At 38.7% G+C, this 14,175-nt stretch carries 14 protein-coding genes; 12 read left to right on the forward strand and 2 right to left on the reverse strand.

Annotation, left to right across the window (positions count from 1 at the left end; all coding sequences use genetic code 11):
• The first annotated feature begins 47 nt into the window (after positions 1 to 47).
• The 4 genes from RGB74_RS03520 to RGB74_RS03535 all read left to right on the forward strand — a co-directional run bounded on the left by RGB74_RS03520 (position 48) and on the right by RGB74_RS03535 (position 4,317).
• Positions 48 to 1,253, forward strand: a complete 1,206-nt coding sequence (locus tag RGB74_RS03520) for a murein hydrolase activator EnvC family protein (RefSeq protein WP_310761614.1) — start codon at positions 48 to 50, stop codon at positions 1,251 to 1,253.
• Between the two features lie 142 nt (positions 1,254 to 1,395).
• Complete coding sequence (locus tag RGB74_RS03525) at positions 1,396 to 2,847, forward strand: S41 family peptidase (protein ID WP_310762783.1); 1,452 nt, start codon at positions 1,396 to 1,398, stop codon at positions 2,845 to 2,847.
• 97 nt (positions 2,848 to 2,944) lie between these two features.
• Entirely contained in the window at positions 2,945 to 3,121 is a 177-nt protein-coding gene (locus RGB74_RS03530; RefSeq protein ID WP_310761615.1) for a hypothetical protein, read from the forward strand.
• A complete protein-coding gene (locus RGB74_RS03535) occupies positions 3,118 to 4,317 on the forward strand; it encodes a PDZ domain-containing protein (RefSeq protein WP_310761616.1) in 1,200 nt (399 codons plus the stop codon). The genes RGB74_RS03530 and RGB74_RS03535 overlap by 4 nt, the downstream gene beginning before the upstream one ends.
• 94 nt (positions 4,318 to 4,411) lie before the next feature.
• On the opposite strand, the gene RGB74_RS03540 is transcribed toward RGB74_RS03535, so the two are convergent.
• Positions 4,412 to 5,809, reverse strand: a complete 1,398-nt coding sequence (locus RGB74_RS03540) for a MocR-like pyridoxine biosynthesis transcription factor PdxR (RefSeq protein WP_310761617.1) — start codon at positions 5,807 to 5,809, stop codon at positions 4,412 to 4,414.
• A 143-nt stretch (positions 5,810 to 5,952) separates the two neighbouring features.
• Here RGB74_RS03540 and RGB74_RS03545 point away from each other — a divergent pair, with 143 nt between their 5' ends.
• From RGB74_RS03545 to RGB74_RS03570, 6 genes are all read left to right on the forward strand, one after another.
• On the forward strand, positions 5,953 to 6,849 hold the full coding sequence (locus RGB74_RS03545; protein WP_310761618.1) for a DMT family transporter: 897 nt from the start codon (positions 5,953 to 5,955) through the stop codon (positions 6,847 to 6,849).
• 278 nt (positions 6,850 to 7,127) lie between these two features.
• Positions 7,128 to 7,553, forward strand: a complete 426-nt coding sequence (locus tag RGB74_RS03550; RefSeq protein WP_310761619.1) for a DMT family transporter — start codon at positions 7,128 to 7,130, stop codon at positions 7,551 to 7,553.
• A 43-nt stretch (positions 7,554 to 7,596) separates the two neighbouring features.
• A complete protein-coding gene (locus RGB74_RS03555) occupies positions 7,597 to 8,292 on the forward strand; it encodes a Crp/Fnr family transcriptional regulator (RefSeq protein ID WP_310761620.1) in 696 nt (231 codons plus the stop codon).
• Between the two features lie 55 nt (positions 8,293 to 8,347).
• A complete protein-coding gene (locus RGB74_RS03560; protein WP_310761621.1) occupies positions 8,348 to 8,854 on the forward strand; it encodes a DMT family transporter in 507 nt (168 codons plus the stop codon).
• 257 nt (positions 8,855 to 9,111) lie between these two features.
• Positions 9,112 to 10,527, forward strand: a complete 1,416-nt coding sequence (locus tag RGB74_RS03565) for a branched-chain amino acid transporter BcaP (protein ID WP_310761622.1) — start codon at positions 9,112 to 9,114, stop codon at positions 10,525 to 10,527.
• Between the two features lie 181 nt (positions 10,528 to 10,708).
• Positions 10,709 to 11,332, forward strand: coding sequence for a methanogen output domain 1-containing protein (locus tag RGB74_RS03570; protein ID WP_310761623.1), 624 nt, complete (start codon positions 10,709 to 10,711; stop codon positions 11,330 to 11,332).
• Positions 11,333 to 11,431: 99 nt separating this feature from the next.
• Here the strand turns inward: RGB74_RS03570 and RGB74_RS03575 are convergent, their stop codons facing one another.
• Entirely contained in the window at positions 11,432 to 11,632 is a 201-nt protein-coding gene (locus tag RGB74_RS03575; protein WP_310258577.1) for a cold-shock protein, read from the reverse strand.
• Positions 11,633 to 11,880: 248 nt separating this feature from the next.
• On the opposite strand from RGB74_RS03575, the gene moaA reads away from it, so the two are divergent.
• Positions 11,881 to 12,900: a GTP 3',8-cyclase MoaA gene (moaA, locus tag RGB74_RS03580; protein WP_310761624.1), complete on the forward strand. Its 1,020-nt coding sequence runs from the start codon at positions 11,881 to 11,883 to the stop codon at positions 12,898 to 12,900.
• A gap of 403 nt (positions 12,901 to 13,303) precedes the next feature.
• Positions 13,304 to 14,158 carry a VOC family protein gene (locus tag RGB74_RS03585; protein ID WP_310761625.1) on the forward strand — a complete coding sequence of 285 codons (855 nt, stop codon included), beginning with the start codon at positions 13,304 to 13,306 and terminating at the stop codon, positions 14,156 to 14,158.
• The last annotated feature ends 17 nt before the right edge of the window (positions 14,159 to 14,175 follow it).

The raw sequence follows: 14,175 nt of genomic DNA on the forward strand, positions 1-14,175 counted from the left end.
CAAAGTAAAGATTCACAAATTAATAGGGGTTAAGGGGAGGAAAAGGAATGAAACGCAAGGTGTTTGGTACAGTGTTATCTTTAAGTATGGCACTGAGCGCTTTTTCTGTGTATCACTCTGAATCCGTGGTTCACGCGGAATCTTTATCCAGCATCAAGAAAAAACAACAAGAAAATGCGAAAAAAGCTGACAGTACAAAATCGCAGTTAGACGCAAACAAGAGTGATCAAGCATCAGTAGAAGCTGAAATTGCAAGAATCGATAAATTGTCATCTGAAACAGATGCGAAAATCAATCAAAAACAAAAAGACATTTCAGATACACAAGCCGAGATCAAACAGCTCCGAGTTGAAATCACAGCTGTTGAAAAACGTATAGCAGAACGTGATAAACTTTTAAAAGAACGTGTAAATTCTATGTATGAATCTGGCGGAGCAGTATCTTACTTAGAAGTTGTTCTAGGTTCCAAAGATTTTGGCGATTTCCTGGATCGTGTATTAGCATTGAATCTAATCGCTGAACAAGATCGTGAATTACTAGAAGAGCAAAAGAAAGATAAAGAGCTTCTTGATTCTAAAATGGCCGAAGTTGAGAAGAAACTAAACGGTCTACAAGATGCAATGCAAGATTTGCAAAAGCTTCAGCAGCAGTTAAAAGCACAAATGGCTGAAAAAGACCGACTAATGGAATCTCTTCAAGAAGAGCAAGGTCACATTGAAGCAGAAATGCACAAGATTGAAAACGAAGGCGAATTGCTAAAATCTCAAGAAGAAGCCTTCAAGAAAGAGCAAGAACGAGCTAGACAGCGTGAAGCTGCACAGCGTTCGAGTGGTGGAGCATCAACTTCAGTGCCTGTGGGCAACGGAATGATCGTTAAGCCGGCAGCAGGTATGATCACTTCTCCATTTGGTCAAAGACCTGGAGAATTCCATGAAGGTATTGATATCGCTCAAGCTGGAACGGTTCCTGTTCACGCAGCAGCAGATGGAACAGTTATTCGTTCATACTACTCTTCATCTTACGGAAATTGCGTATTCATTTCGCATTCCATCAATGGCCAGCAGTGGACGACTGTATATGCTCACATGACAGGCCGCAACGTTTCTAACGGTCAATCTGTTACTAAAGGAACAGTACTTGGAAACATGGGTAATACCGGACGCTCTCATGGTCAGCATCTGCATTTTGAGCTTCATAAAGGACCATGGAATCAAGCGAAATCTAATGCTGTAAATCCTGCAGCTTACTGGTAAAATAAACTCATAAAGTAAACAAGCAATTCATATAGTTAAGTAGGAGACAGGCTATTCTTTGTCGAATCTCTTACAATGGTAGGCATCGCACTTCGCAGGGTGTGATGCCTTTTCCTGCAAAAATGAGGTGAGCAGAATGAACGTGAATAAGAAGATGTTGGCCCTGCTGATTGTGGTATCTATGCTTGTTGGTGCTGGAGGCATGTATGGCTATTCTGCCTTTTTTGGAAAAGACTCCAGTTATGTACAGAATACCGGTGTGAGTGACCTGCCTAAAACAAAAACGAAGTTAGACAGCAATGAAGAATTTTCAAAGCTTCAAAAGACGTATGAGATTATTTCCTCTCGTTACGTTGAAGATGTCGATCGTGAAAAATTGCTAGAAGGCGCTATCCAAGGGATGGTCAAAACGCTAAAAGATCCATATTCCGTTTATATGGATGAGGATACGGCTACGCAATTTACACAATCGCTCGATTCTTCATTTGAAGGAATTGGTGCTGAAGTGAGCATGGTTGATGGAAAAGTGACGATTGTCGCCCCGTTTAAAGATTCACCTGCCGAAAAAGCCGGATTGAAACCGAACGACCAGATTATTACGATTGACGGTAAAAGTGTAGAAGGTTTAGATCTTTACAAGGCTGTTCTGAAGATTCGCGGTGAAAAAGGTTCCATCGTTAAATTGGGTGTGAAACGCACCGGTGTGAATAATTTAATGGATGTTCAAGTGAAACGTGATGAAATTCCGATCGAAACCGTTTATGCGGATACACACAAAGTAAATGGCAAGAAAATTGGAGTATTGGAAATTACATCATTCTCTGAAAAAACAGGAACGGATTTCAAAAAGCACTTAACCGAGCTTGAAAAAGAAGGCATTGATGGGCTGGTGATCGATGTTCGCGGAAATCCTGGAGGATATTTAGAGGCAGTCGATAGCATTCTCCGTCAGATCATTCCGGAGAATAAGCCGTTTGTTCAAATAGAAGACCGCAAAGGAAACAAGCAGCGCTATGTTTCGACTTTAAAAGAAAAGAAAGATTACCCAATTGTCGGATTGATCGATAAAGGAAGTGCATCTGCTTCAGAAATCTTGGCAGGGGCACTTAAAGAGGCCGGTCAATATGATCTTGTTGGTGAAAAATCTTTCGGTAAAGGTACGGTTCAGCAATCCATCGACCTTGGAGACGGCAGCAACATTAAACTAACATTGTTTAAGTGGCTTACTCCAGATGGGAACTGGATTCATAAGAAAGGGATCAAACCGACGTATGAAGTAAAACAGCCTGATTACTTCTATACGAATCCGATCTCCATCAAAAAACCGCTTGTGTTTGATATGAACAACGAACAGGTTAAAAATGCACAGATTATGCTGAACGGACTTGGTTTTCAAACGGGCCGTGAAGATGGCTACTATGATGATAAAACACAAGCCGCTGTGACAGCTTTCCAGCGAGCGAACAGCTTGCCGGCAACAGGGAAAGTCGATGAAAAAACTGCAGGCAAAATGGAAGCGAAAGTAATCGATTCCATTCGAAACGACAAAAACGATGCTCAGCTTCAAACAGCTATGGAATTGCTTGCAAAATAAGGGATTATAGAAGGAAAAAGCAACTGTAACACGAATACTATCCGTAGAGGAAACATTCTCTGCGGATTTCTTTTGTCTTAAAAAAGGGGTATGAAAATTGAAATTGAATACTGGAGATATTATTTATCAGCTTATCGCTTTTATGATGCTATTTGCTATTATTAGCGGTATTGTTATGCTTATCAACCGAGCGTTTAAGACGAACAGTCGGCTTAAAAGTATTGAAGAAAAAGTCGATCAGATTACAGACGAAAAAAGGAGAGAACGCCCATGACAGACACCTTTGTAAATGAACTGCTTCAAGGCATGGGATTGCTTTTTTTGCACCCTTTATTTTATGGATTCTTACTTATCGCATTTTTGATCGGATTTAAACGGGTGAAGCGGGAAAGAAAAGAATTTAAGGTGAAAGTCCACCCGGTCATTGATAATCTTATATTATCTGTTTTTCCTGGTATCTTAATAGGCCTTATTGGTTCTATTATATTTGTAACTGCAGGAGTAACCTTGCCAATCGGGATGATTGCTTTAATCGGAATCATTTATGTCGTGCTTGGGCTCACATTTAAAACACGATTTATGGCACCTGCTTATGCAGTCAGTTTAGCAGCGATTATCGGATTATTACTCCCTCGTTTTAATACGGGTGTGAACTTTTTAGACCAATGGTTCAAAGATATTGAAAAAACACCGCTAGATTCATTGGCTGTCATTCTAGGAGTCCTATTGATTCAGGAAGGGATTCTTATCATATGGAAAGGCTCGGAACGAACATCGCCGCGTTTGTTTAAAGGAAAAAGGGGACATTATGTGGGTGGACATGAAGCAACACGATTCTGGATTACTCCTCAGTTCCTCGTACTGCCGGCAGGTTCAATCCCCGTTATGGATTGGTGGCCGCTGTTCCCAATGGGAGCGATCGGATTCTCGTTCTTTTTAGTACCTTTTGCAATTGGCTATCGCCAGCTCGTTACCCACACTTTGCCGGCTGAAGCGATCAAGCATCTAGGTAAACAAGTGTTATTGCTTGGTGTGATCGTTCTGGCAATCGCAACAGCAGGTCACTTTTTTGAATTGCCTTTGCTGCTTGCTATTTCGATAGCTGCTGGAATTGCCGGCCGGGAACTGATCACACTCGTCACAAGCCAGCGAGATGATACAAGGCCATCGTATTTTGTACAGCGCGATCAAGGCCTGATTATCCTTGGGGTCGTCCCAGGAACACCGGCTGCTAAGATGGGACTGAAAATAGGAGAAGTTATCGTAAAAGCGAATGGTGTAACGCTGACACACGAAACAAGCCTCTACCGTGCTCTTCAAGTGAATGCAGCCTATTGCAAACTGGAAGTGCTCAACTTAAATGGTGAGGTTCGATTCGTACAAGGATCACTTTATCAAAATGAGCATCACCAGCTGGGAGTTCTTTTGGTACAAGATGTAGTGGAAAAGAGTAAGGCTGTTGGGAACTGATTGTAGTTTTTCATAATTTAGCTGAATTACAAAATATTTATGAAAAGAGCCCACAAAAAGTGAGCTCTTTTTTAATACTTATTTATAGAATCTCTTATTTTAAATCCCAAGATTCACTCAGTAGATAAATCCCTCTTTTTATTTCTTCTTCTGATACTCCCGAAAATCCTAATGAAATTGTATTAAAAGCATAACCTTTTTTGTATGAATCAGATACAGGATACACTCTTACACCATGACTTTCAGCTTTTTGAATGAGGTCCTTTTCACTTAACTCTAAATAAACATCAATGAGAATTCGTGGACCGGAATTTTCCCCGTGAATTTTAACTTTATCTCCTAACTCTCTTATTACTGCTTCTAAAATGATGTTTCTTTTCTTACGGTAAAGCTTTCTCATTCTATTTAAATGTTTTTGCCATTCACCATTTTGTATGAACTCAGCAAGGGCAAATTGATTAATTGAAGAAACCGTTTGTTTGAATAGCGAGGTAACCTGAGTTGCTTTCTTTAATAATGACTGTGGAAGAATCATATAGCTAATACGCAGTGTAGGAAGAAAAGAATTTGAAAAAGTTCCTAAATAGACAACACGATTCTCCTTATCAAGTGCTTGCAAGGAAGGAATAGGTTGACCACTGTATCTAAATTCCCCATCATAATCATCCTCAATAATAAAGGAATGATTATCAGCTGCCCATTTTAATAATTCTAGCCTTCTATTAATTGTCATCATTCTTCCTAAAGGATATTGATGCGACGGTGTTATATAAATTAAGTCAGGGTTGTTTTTCTTAACTGCGTACATTTTTAAGCCTTCACTATCTAGTGGTAAATGGATGATTTCTTTTCGATTTAACTCAAAAATTTCTCTAGATCTTGGGTACCCAGGCTCCTCGAAGCCCACTTTTAAACTAGTGTTTAGAATGTGACATAAAATCTGCAGGAGGTAAGAGGTGCTTGCACCAATAATGATTTGATTTGGATCGCAATTTACGCCTCTGGATTGGTAAAGGTATTCGGTTATAAGAGATCGAAGCTCAATCTCTCCTAAGACGTCCCCAGGTCGACAAAGCTTTTCTGAATATTTATCTAAGCTAGCAACAACATTCTTTCTCCAAGCAGAAAAGGGAAAAAAACTAGAATCAACGTGACCATAGTGAAAATCAATGATTTTATTTGTTATTACATTAAAATCTTGCACAGGTAATTCAGCAGGCTTTGGATCAGGGTTTATCAAAAATGACTCATCATAATCTGCAAAAAGGCCGCTCCTTGGCTTACTTAAAATATAGCCTTCTGCTAAGAGTTGATCGTATGCTCGTTCAACAGTTGTTTGACTAATAAGTAGTTTTTTTGCAAGGTGTCTTTTTGAAGGAAGTTTTATTCCATTTTTAATTCGCCCATCGTGCATATTACTTTTAAAGAAATTAATAAGTTGTTGATACAATGGAATTTTGGAATTCCTGTTTAAAAACGGTGTTAAGTCCAATGGATGGTACTCCTTCAAACTGACTTTGTTAAAAATGATAAAACTGGCCTTTTTCAAAAGGTCAGTTTGAGCTTACGTTTATTATAATTAATATTATTATTTTGACAAGTCAATTCAAAGTATAGGACTGGGGAGTGATTATAGTGAATGTAACTACAAAAGGTTGGATTTATGGTTTTATAGGAGTACTTATATTTAGCGGTTCCCTTCCTGCAACTCGTGTTGCTGTCGGTGAGCTTGATCCATACTTTGTTACGGTATTTCGGGCCGCAATTGCTGGACTTTTATCCATGTTAGTCATAATGATTTTAAGAGCAAAACGACCTGAAAAATCTGATATATTATCACTAATTATTGTAGCACTTGGAGTTGTTATTGGTTTCCCACTTCTCACAGCTTTGGCACTTGAGCATAATACTTCTGCTCATGCTATAGTCTTTTTAGGTCTTCTACCATTATTAACAGCAATATTTGGGGTAATAAGAGGTGGCGAACGACCCAGCATTGTTTTTTGGGTCTTCTCACTAATAGGAAGCTTTTTGGTTGCAGGATTTGCTTTATTTAAAGGAGGCGAGTCTTTACTACTTGGCGATTTGTATATGTTGATTGCTATAATAGTTTGTGGCTTGGGCTATGCTGAAGGTGCTAAATTGTCTCGTAAATTAGGTAATTGGCAGGTGATTTCTTGGGCGCTTGTATTGTCCCTTCCCTTTATGGCCATACTCTCAATTTATCTTTTTCCAAGTTCTTGGGAAGAGATTAGTTTTAGAACATACGTGAGTTTAGCTTATGTTTCCTTGTTTAGCATGTATATAGGATTTGTTTTCTGGTATAGGGGTCTTTCTCAAGGGGGCATAGCATCAGTGGGGCAGTTACAACTGTTGCAACCATTCTTTGGACTCTTACTTGCAGCTGTGATTCTTCAAGAGGAAGTTGGCCTTTTACTCGTTCTAGTAAATGTCGGTGTGGTGTTTTGTGTTGCTGCAGCAAAACGATTTTCAAGTAAAAGCTTTTATAAAAAGAAAGTACCGAGAGTCTAAAATCCTTTTAACAATATAAAGGTTTATGAATTTGCAGTGACATAAAATAGTATAGTTCTTCAACAAAAAGGGATCCTTATATCTCAAATTACCTCGAACCGACAAAAAACGGCAAATTCGCTATCCTCCTACCAATCCACCTGCAACTCCTAAGTAAAGAATTCATGCTAAATGCAGTTTTATTTTTTTTATTTCAATTTAGGACATATGTCCTTCCCTGCATGATGCAATGTACCTTTTAATAAGAGTACAGAGAAACGAGTAGGGGGAGAGATAATATGAAGGGAAGTTTATTTGCTTTTTTCGGAGGAGCCTTTATTACACTGCAAGGGGTGGCGAACTCACGAATTAGCCAAGACATTGGATCTTGGCAGGCGGCGATGATCACTCAATTAACAGGATTTATTATGGCATTTACTATTCTAATGATTCTTCGAGATAAAAAGTGGCGCAATTTTAAGCAAGTTAAGCCATTATATTTAATCGGAGGCAGCTTTGGAGCGATCGTGGTTTACAGCAATATTACCGCTATTTATCATATTGGCGTTACGCTGACGATTTCTGGTCTATTGATTGCACAGCTATGTTTGACCTTTTTAATAGATAGCAAAGGATGGTTCGGTGTATCTAAACAAAAAATGAGGATGCCTCAGTTCATCGGTATGGGTATGATGATTACAGGAGTCATCATTCTAAGTTTTTAATCTGTAAAAATAACGGGGATAGGCTATGAGGTGAATAGTGTTGATGAAAGAACTAAAAAATCGTGAACTGCTCCATTCCTATATACATTCACATCAAATTGAAGCGATATTTAACGAACCATTAATCCCATACTTAGCACTTTATAGTTTCGATCCTGGTGAACTGATCTGTTCCCAAGGAGATCCTTCACACTATTTATTTATATTGGTTAAAGGCAAAGTGAAGATTTTTACCACTTCACCAGAAGGCAAGACGCTTATCCTTTCTTTTAAGACGCCGCTTGATGCGATCGGCGATATTGAATACGTTCATGGGTCTGACATTATCAATACGGTTGAAGCTGTTTCCTCCGTCCATATGATCGGAATTTATCATCGCTGGCTGAAAATGTACGGCAATGACCATGCGCCTCTTCTGCAATTTTTATTGAAAATCATCACGAACAAGTTCTACATTAAATCAAGTTCTTTAAGTTTCAACCTGCTCTACCCCGTGGAAGTGAGGCTTGCTAGTTATTTGTTGTCAGTGTCGTTCGACGAGACGGATTCCCTTTATAAAGGACAGATCCACATCAGCATTAAGGATGCTGCAAACTTGATCGGAACTAGCTACAGGCATTTAAACCGTGTTATTCAGCAGTTTTGTATAAAAGGACTGATCGAGCGAAGCAAAGGCTTCATCCTCGTTAAGAACAGGGAAGGATTAAGCACGCTGGCAGGGCAAAGTATTTATGAATAACCCCAATTGCGTGTCTAGGAAAAAAATAAGTCACCATATAGGAGAGTAAAGGATTATGATTATAGGTCTGTTATTGGCGGTCATTGCGGGTTCTCTGGTAAGCCTGCAAAATATTTTTAACAGCAAAGTGAATGAACGGGCTGGATCATGGGCCACTACTACATTAGTATTATTTCTAGGATTCTTTGCTTCTCTAACATTCGGTTTGATTTTTGAAGGGAAGGAGCTATTTGTCTTAGAAAATATGAAGACTTGGTACTGGTTCAGCGGTTTGATCGGTGTAGGAGTAGTCGTCTGCCTGACAAACGGAATGAAACTGCTTGGTCCGACTGTTGCGATCTCGATTGTGCTTACTTCACAGCTGGCATTTGCTTTATTATGGGATTCACTTGGCTGGCTCGGTCTGGAAAGGGTTCCTTTTACCTTTCAGCAGCTAATAGGCGTAATTGTTATCGCCGCAGGGATTTTTGTTTTTAAATTAAGCGGTGGAAATGACAAGCATTTAAAGATAGCTGATAACCTAAAAAATAGTTGCGTTTCACAAAATCAAAAAGCATTATAATTTGATTTGATATAAAAGCTTATCCCAGAGATTTAGGGTAAGCTTTTTCTCGTGTAATTAAATGGGAAAAAGCACAAACTATTTTAGGTGATTCGTTTGAATGATAAAAGGGTAATATTTGTAAATATCATGAATACAAAGTAGTTTTTAACAGAACCCCGAAAAGTGTCGAAAAATTACGAATTATAGAATATAATAAAATATATAGGGGAATGTCAAAAACTTAATACTAATCATTGCAAACATGGAGGTTTTTTATGAAGAAAAGTATTTTTAGGAAAAAGAGTATCCCTGATTTAGTGGCGGCTTCAAAATCAGGTACAACACTCCACAAAGAGTTAGGTACTTTGGATTTAACGCTGCTTGGAATTGGTGCTATTATCGGGACTGGTATTTTTGTCCTGACAGGTACGGGTGCTCTTACGGCAGGACCTGCACTAATTATTTCGTTTATAATTGCAGGACTGGCATGTCTATTTGCTGCACTTTCATATGCAGAATTTGCGTCTACTGTTCCGGTATCAGGTTCAGTTTACACGTATACCTATGCAACAATGGGTGAATTTATAGCTTGGATTATCGGCTGGGATTTGATTCTTGAATATTTACTCGCTGTAAGCGCTGTATCTGTCGGATGGTCTGGTTATTTTCAGTCTCTTTTAAAAGGTATGGGAATTCATCTCCCGACTGTTTTCACAGCCGCTCCTGGAGCAGTGCCTGGCACAACAACTTATTTTAATCTTCCAGCATTTTTAATCGTTATGCTCATTACGTTTTTGCTGTCAGTTGGTGTTAAACAATCAAAACGTGTAAACAACATCATGGTGGTTTTAAAAGTAATTGTTGTAATTTTGTTCATCGTCGTTGCAGTTGGCTATGTAAAGCCTGCAAACTGGACGCCATTTACACCATTTGGATTTAATGGAATCTTTGAAGCGGCAGCACTTGTTTTCTTTGCTTTTATCGGTTTTGATGCTATTGCTTCTGCTGCAGAAGAAACTAAGAATCCAAACCGGGATCTTCCAAAGGGAATCATGTTATCTCTCTTAATCTGTACGATTCTATATGTAGTCGTTACAGGAATTATGACTGGGGTTGTACCATTTGGTCAGTTTAAAGGAAATGAAGATCATCCAATTTCTCTAGTTCTTCAAGTAGCTGGTCAAGACTGGGTGGCAGGGATTGTTGATGTTGGTGCCATTCTTGGGATGACAACTGTAATGCTAGTTATGCTTTACGGACAGACGCGAGTGTCTTATGCGATGGCTCGTGATGGTTTATTGCCAAACTTCTTTAAATCTGTTCATCAAAAATACCGTACACCATACGGATCTACTTGGTTCTTCGGTATCGTCGCTGGATTGATGGGAGCATTAATTCCGCTAAATGAACTTGCAAAATTAGTTAACATCGGAACATTGTCTGCTTTCGTTTTAGTGTCTGTAGCAGTTATGGTTCTTCGTAAAACTCAGCCTGATCTGCCGCGTGCATTCAGATGTCCGGCTGTACCGTTAATTCCGATACTCGCTATCGTGTTCTGCGGATTTTTAATGGCACAATTGGATGGCGCAACGTGGATTCGATTCATCATTTGGTTAGGAATTGGTGTACTGATCTATTTTGGCTACTCCAAGAGACATTCTCAGCTCAACAGGGAAAAGACTAATATCTAGAGGGAAAAGAGACTGTAAAAGGTCTCTTTTTTTATTGGATGCATCAACAAGGAAAAAATTAAGTAAAAAAATGGTTTTTAACGTTTTGTTATCTAGAAAAAGGGTATCCATAAAGTGTTGTCCATATCTTGCTCAAGTTTTTTATAGCTATATGTTAATTCTAAGAAAGGGTAGATGTATCATGCATCTTTCAAAGAGTGAATTGAATGGACACACTTTTTTAGCAAAGCTAATTACTCAATATGCCTACATTCATCAAAAAACAATAGGCTCAGCTGCTGAAGTTTATATTCAACAATTAGGGCTTCGAACAGGAGAATGGATCGAGCGTTTTTATGATGACCTCCCTCATTGGACTGTTGATCAATATGTACATGTTATTGTTGATTTAAAGAATTCAATCGGTGGGCATTTTGAGATAGTCAGTGTGGATCCTGATTGTGTAGTAGTTCGTGCAAAAGAGTGTCCATTTGGGGAGTTTGTTAAGGATACTCCGCATTTGTGTGGCATGACTTCCAGTGTATTTGGCGGCATAGCAGCTCGGAAATTCGGTTATGGGAAAGTGGTTTTGCGTAAAAGAATAGCACTAGGAGATTCTAGGTGCGAAATCGCTATTTACTTTCAGCCGGATGAGAGAGAAGAGGGAATCGTTTATCAAGATCTCCCCATTACCCCTGAACACGGAAATCCATTTTTGTGGGAAGAAGAAACCATTACGATGCTTAATAATGAATTGAAAAAAAGTGATGAAATGGTAGAAAGTCTTCTTCAAGAATTAGAAGAATTAAAAAAAGACAAATCGTAAGCTGTTATTTCACTCATTGGAGTGAAATGCAGCTTTTTTTAATTTTCCTTACAAAAAAACAGGACTCTTATAAAAGAGCCCTGTTTATATAAGTGGCAATTATGCCTTACGTACGTTAGTAGCTTGAGGTCCGCGTTGTCCTTGTTCTACTTCGAAAGTTACTTCTTGACCTTCGTCAAGAGTTTTGAAACCTTCGCTTTGGATAGCTGAGAAGTGTACGAATACGTCGTCTCCACCTTCACGCTCGATGAATCCAAAACCTTTTTCAGAGTTAAACCATTTAACTTTACCTTGTTCCATTTTTGTTGCCTCCTGTCGTGCTTTAACACACAAAATTTTACTATCCTTGCTCAAAAATGATCAAGATAAAAGGTTTACCTGAACAATCGAACAAAAATAATTCTTCCTTATCGTAACATTATCAACAATAATAAACAAGTGGAATTGACAGAAATGTTTTGTTAAAAACAGGTTACAAATCGTTCTAGTTTTAACATCCCTTTATTCGTGGTACATTTAAAGAAATACTAATGTAATGGCGTGATGAAATGAGTACAAAGAATCGAGTCGTTGATACGTGGAGCCGTCCACTGCGTGATTTAAGAATATCAGTAATCGATCAATGCAACTTTCGGTGTACGTATTGTATGCCAAAAGAAATATTTGGACCGGATTATCCTTTCTTATCGGAACATGAGCTGTTATCTTTTGACGAGATTGAAACGGTAGCTTCTCAGTTTGCCCGTGCCGGTGTAGAAAAGATCCGAATTACGGGCGGAGAACCATTATTGCGCAAAGGGCTGCCAAAGCTGCTGAAAAGACTTCGAAACATTGATGGTATTCAAGATATTGCCCTTACAACGAACGGAATATTATTGCCGAAGCTTGCTGAAGAATTGAAAGCGGCTGGCATGGATCGAGTAACCGTCAGCCTCGATACGTTAGATGACAGCCTTTTCGGTAAAATTAACGGCCGAGGAGTTGGTGTTCAACCCATTCTGAAAGGGATTGAGGCTGCTCATCGTGCAGGTTTAAAAGTAAAAATCAATATGATGGTTAAAAAAGGGGTCAATGATCAAGAGGTTTTACCGATGGCCCGTTATTTTAAAAATACACCGTATGTGCTCCGCTTTATCGAATACATGGATGTCGGAACTTCAAACGGCTGGAATTTAGAAGAGGTCGTTACGAAAAAACAAATTTTAGATATGATTCATAATGAGCTGCCAATAGAACCTGTTTCTGGTCATTATTTCGGTGAAGTCGCCAAAAGATATCAATTTAAAGATGGTAAAGGTGAAATTGGCATCATTTCTTCCATAACAGATACTTTTTGCTCAACATGTACGAGAGCAAGGTTATCAGCGGATGGCAAAGTTTATACGTGTCTTTTTGCTTCAAAAGGTACAGATTTTAAGCACTTCATTCGAGAAGGAGCAACCGCAGAAGATGTGTATGAACGTATCGTTAACGTATGGAACAACCGCAAAGATCGATACTCAGACGAAAGAAGAGAACAAACAGATCCAGCGCGCAAAAAAATAGAAATGTCTTATATCGGGGGCTAACTTTTTCATCTTAATCTTAATCCAAAAACGATGCGACTCAAATGAGAAACGAACTTCTTTGAGTCGTTTTTTGTTATTTTGAAGCCGTTTTTTCACTTTTGCACGCGATTTTTTTGAAAAAACAGGATAGGACCGCTAGTAGGTCATAATAACTTAAAATCCAAGTGATTTCTGTTGTTATGAAGCTATCGTTTTTATTTAATTCCACGGTAAAGTCCGATATTTCCACGTTATTTTCAATAATTCCACGATAATTCACAATATATCCACGTTAATTTAAATAATTCCACGTAACTTACAACTACTCAAGTTTAGAAAATTTTTCAATTGAAGTTTGTTAATAACTATTTTATAATTACTTACATAAAGTAATTAAGTTAAATATAAGAAAGAAGGTTAACAAATGACAACGATTCATAAAGATACTCATATAGGCAGCGTTACTTTAAAAGTAAGAGATTTAGATAAGCTTGTTCGTTATTATACGGAAACGATCGGTTTGAAAATACTCACAAAATCGAGTGAGAAAGCTGTACTAACAGCAGATGGTTTCACACCGCTTCTGATATTAGAAGGAGACACTGCTTTAGAACAACGACCTGTAAGAAGTGCAGGTTTGTATCATTTAGCTTTGCTTGTACCTACACGAAAGGATCTCGCAAATGTGCTGCAGCATTTTATCGAATCAGAAACGAGAATGGCAGGTGCTTCAAACCATTTGTTCAGCGAAGCTCTATATTTACAAGATCCTGAGAACAATGGCATAGAAATTTATAGAGATGTAAACAGGGAAGATTGGATTCGGGATGAAGAAGGAAAACTGCCTGCCGCGAGCGAACCTTTAGATGTACACGGACTATTAGCAGAAGCAGAATCTCAAACCTGGAATGGACTCCCAGAAAAAACGGTAATGGGTCATGTCCATTTGAATGTTGTTAATATCCCGGAAGCTGAACATTTTTATGTAAAAGTGCTAGGATTTGAAGAACAAACAAGAATGGCACATCATGCGTTGTTCATTTCGGCAGGTGGTTATCACCATCACATAGCAATGAACATCTGGAATGGTCCAAACGCGATTCCCGCGCCAAAAGAAGCTACCGGCCTCCTTAATTTTGAAATCGTATTGCCCAGCGCAGATGAGGTTAGGAAAATGAAACAAACTCTGCAAAAGAATGACATTTCATTTACTGAGCAGGCTGAACAAATTTCAGTAACAGATCCGGCAGGGAACGGAATTATCATTAAACATCAATAAAGAGCTGGTTTGTTTAC

The organism is Bacillus sp. NEB1478 (genome assembly GCF_031582965.1).
GTDB lineage: Bacteria > Bacillota > Bacilli > Bacillales > Fictibacillaceae > Fictibacillus.

Bases quoted from the DNA above. Each gene is read 5' to 3' on its own strand.
- RGB74_RS03565 (WP_310761622.1), top strand. From the start codon at position 9,112: ATGAAGAAAAGTATTTTTAGGAAAAAGAGTATCCCTGATTTAGTGGCG.
- RGB74_RS03535 (WP_310761616.1), top strand. From the start codon at position 3,118: ATGACAGACACCTTTGTAAATGAACTGCTTCAAGGCATGGGATTGCTT.
- RGB74_RS03560 (WP_310761621.1), top strand. From the start codon at position 8,348: ATGATTATAGGTCTGTTATTGGCGGTCATTGCGGGTTCTCTGGTAAGC.
- RGB74_RS03555 (WP_310761620.1), top strand. From the start codon at position 7,597: ATGAAAGAACTAAAAAATCGTGAACTGCTCCATTCCTATATACATTCA.
- RGB74_RS03570 (WP_310761623.1), top strand. From the start codon at position 10,709: ATGCATCTTTCAAAGAGTGAATTGAATGGACACACTTTTTTAGCAAAG.
- moaA (WP_310761624.1), top strand. From the start codon at position 11,881: ATGAGTACAAAGAATCGAGTCGTTGATACGTGGAGCCGTCCACTGCGT.
- RGB74_RS03585 (WP_310761625.1), top strand. From the start codon at position 13,304: ATGACAACGATTCATAAAGATACTCATATAGGCAGCGTTACTTTAAAA.
- RGB74_RS03550 (WP_310761619.1), top strand. From the start codon at position 7,128: ATGAAGGGAAGTTTATTTGCTTTTTTCGGAGGAGCCTTTATTACACTG.
- RGB74_RS03520 (WP_310761614.1), top strand. From the start codon at position 48: ATGAAACGCAAGGTGTTTGGTACAGTGTTATCTTTAAGTATGGCACTG.
- RGB74_RS03575 (WP_310258577.1), bottom strand. From the start codon at position 11,632: ATGGAACAAGGTAAAGTTAAATGGTTTAACTCTGAAAAAGGTTTTGGA.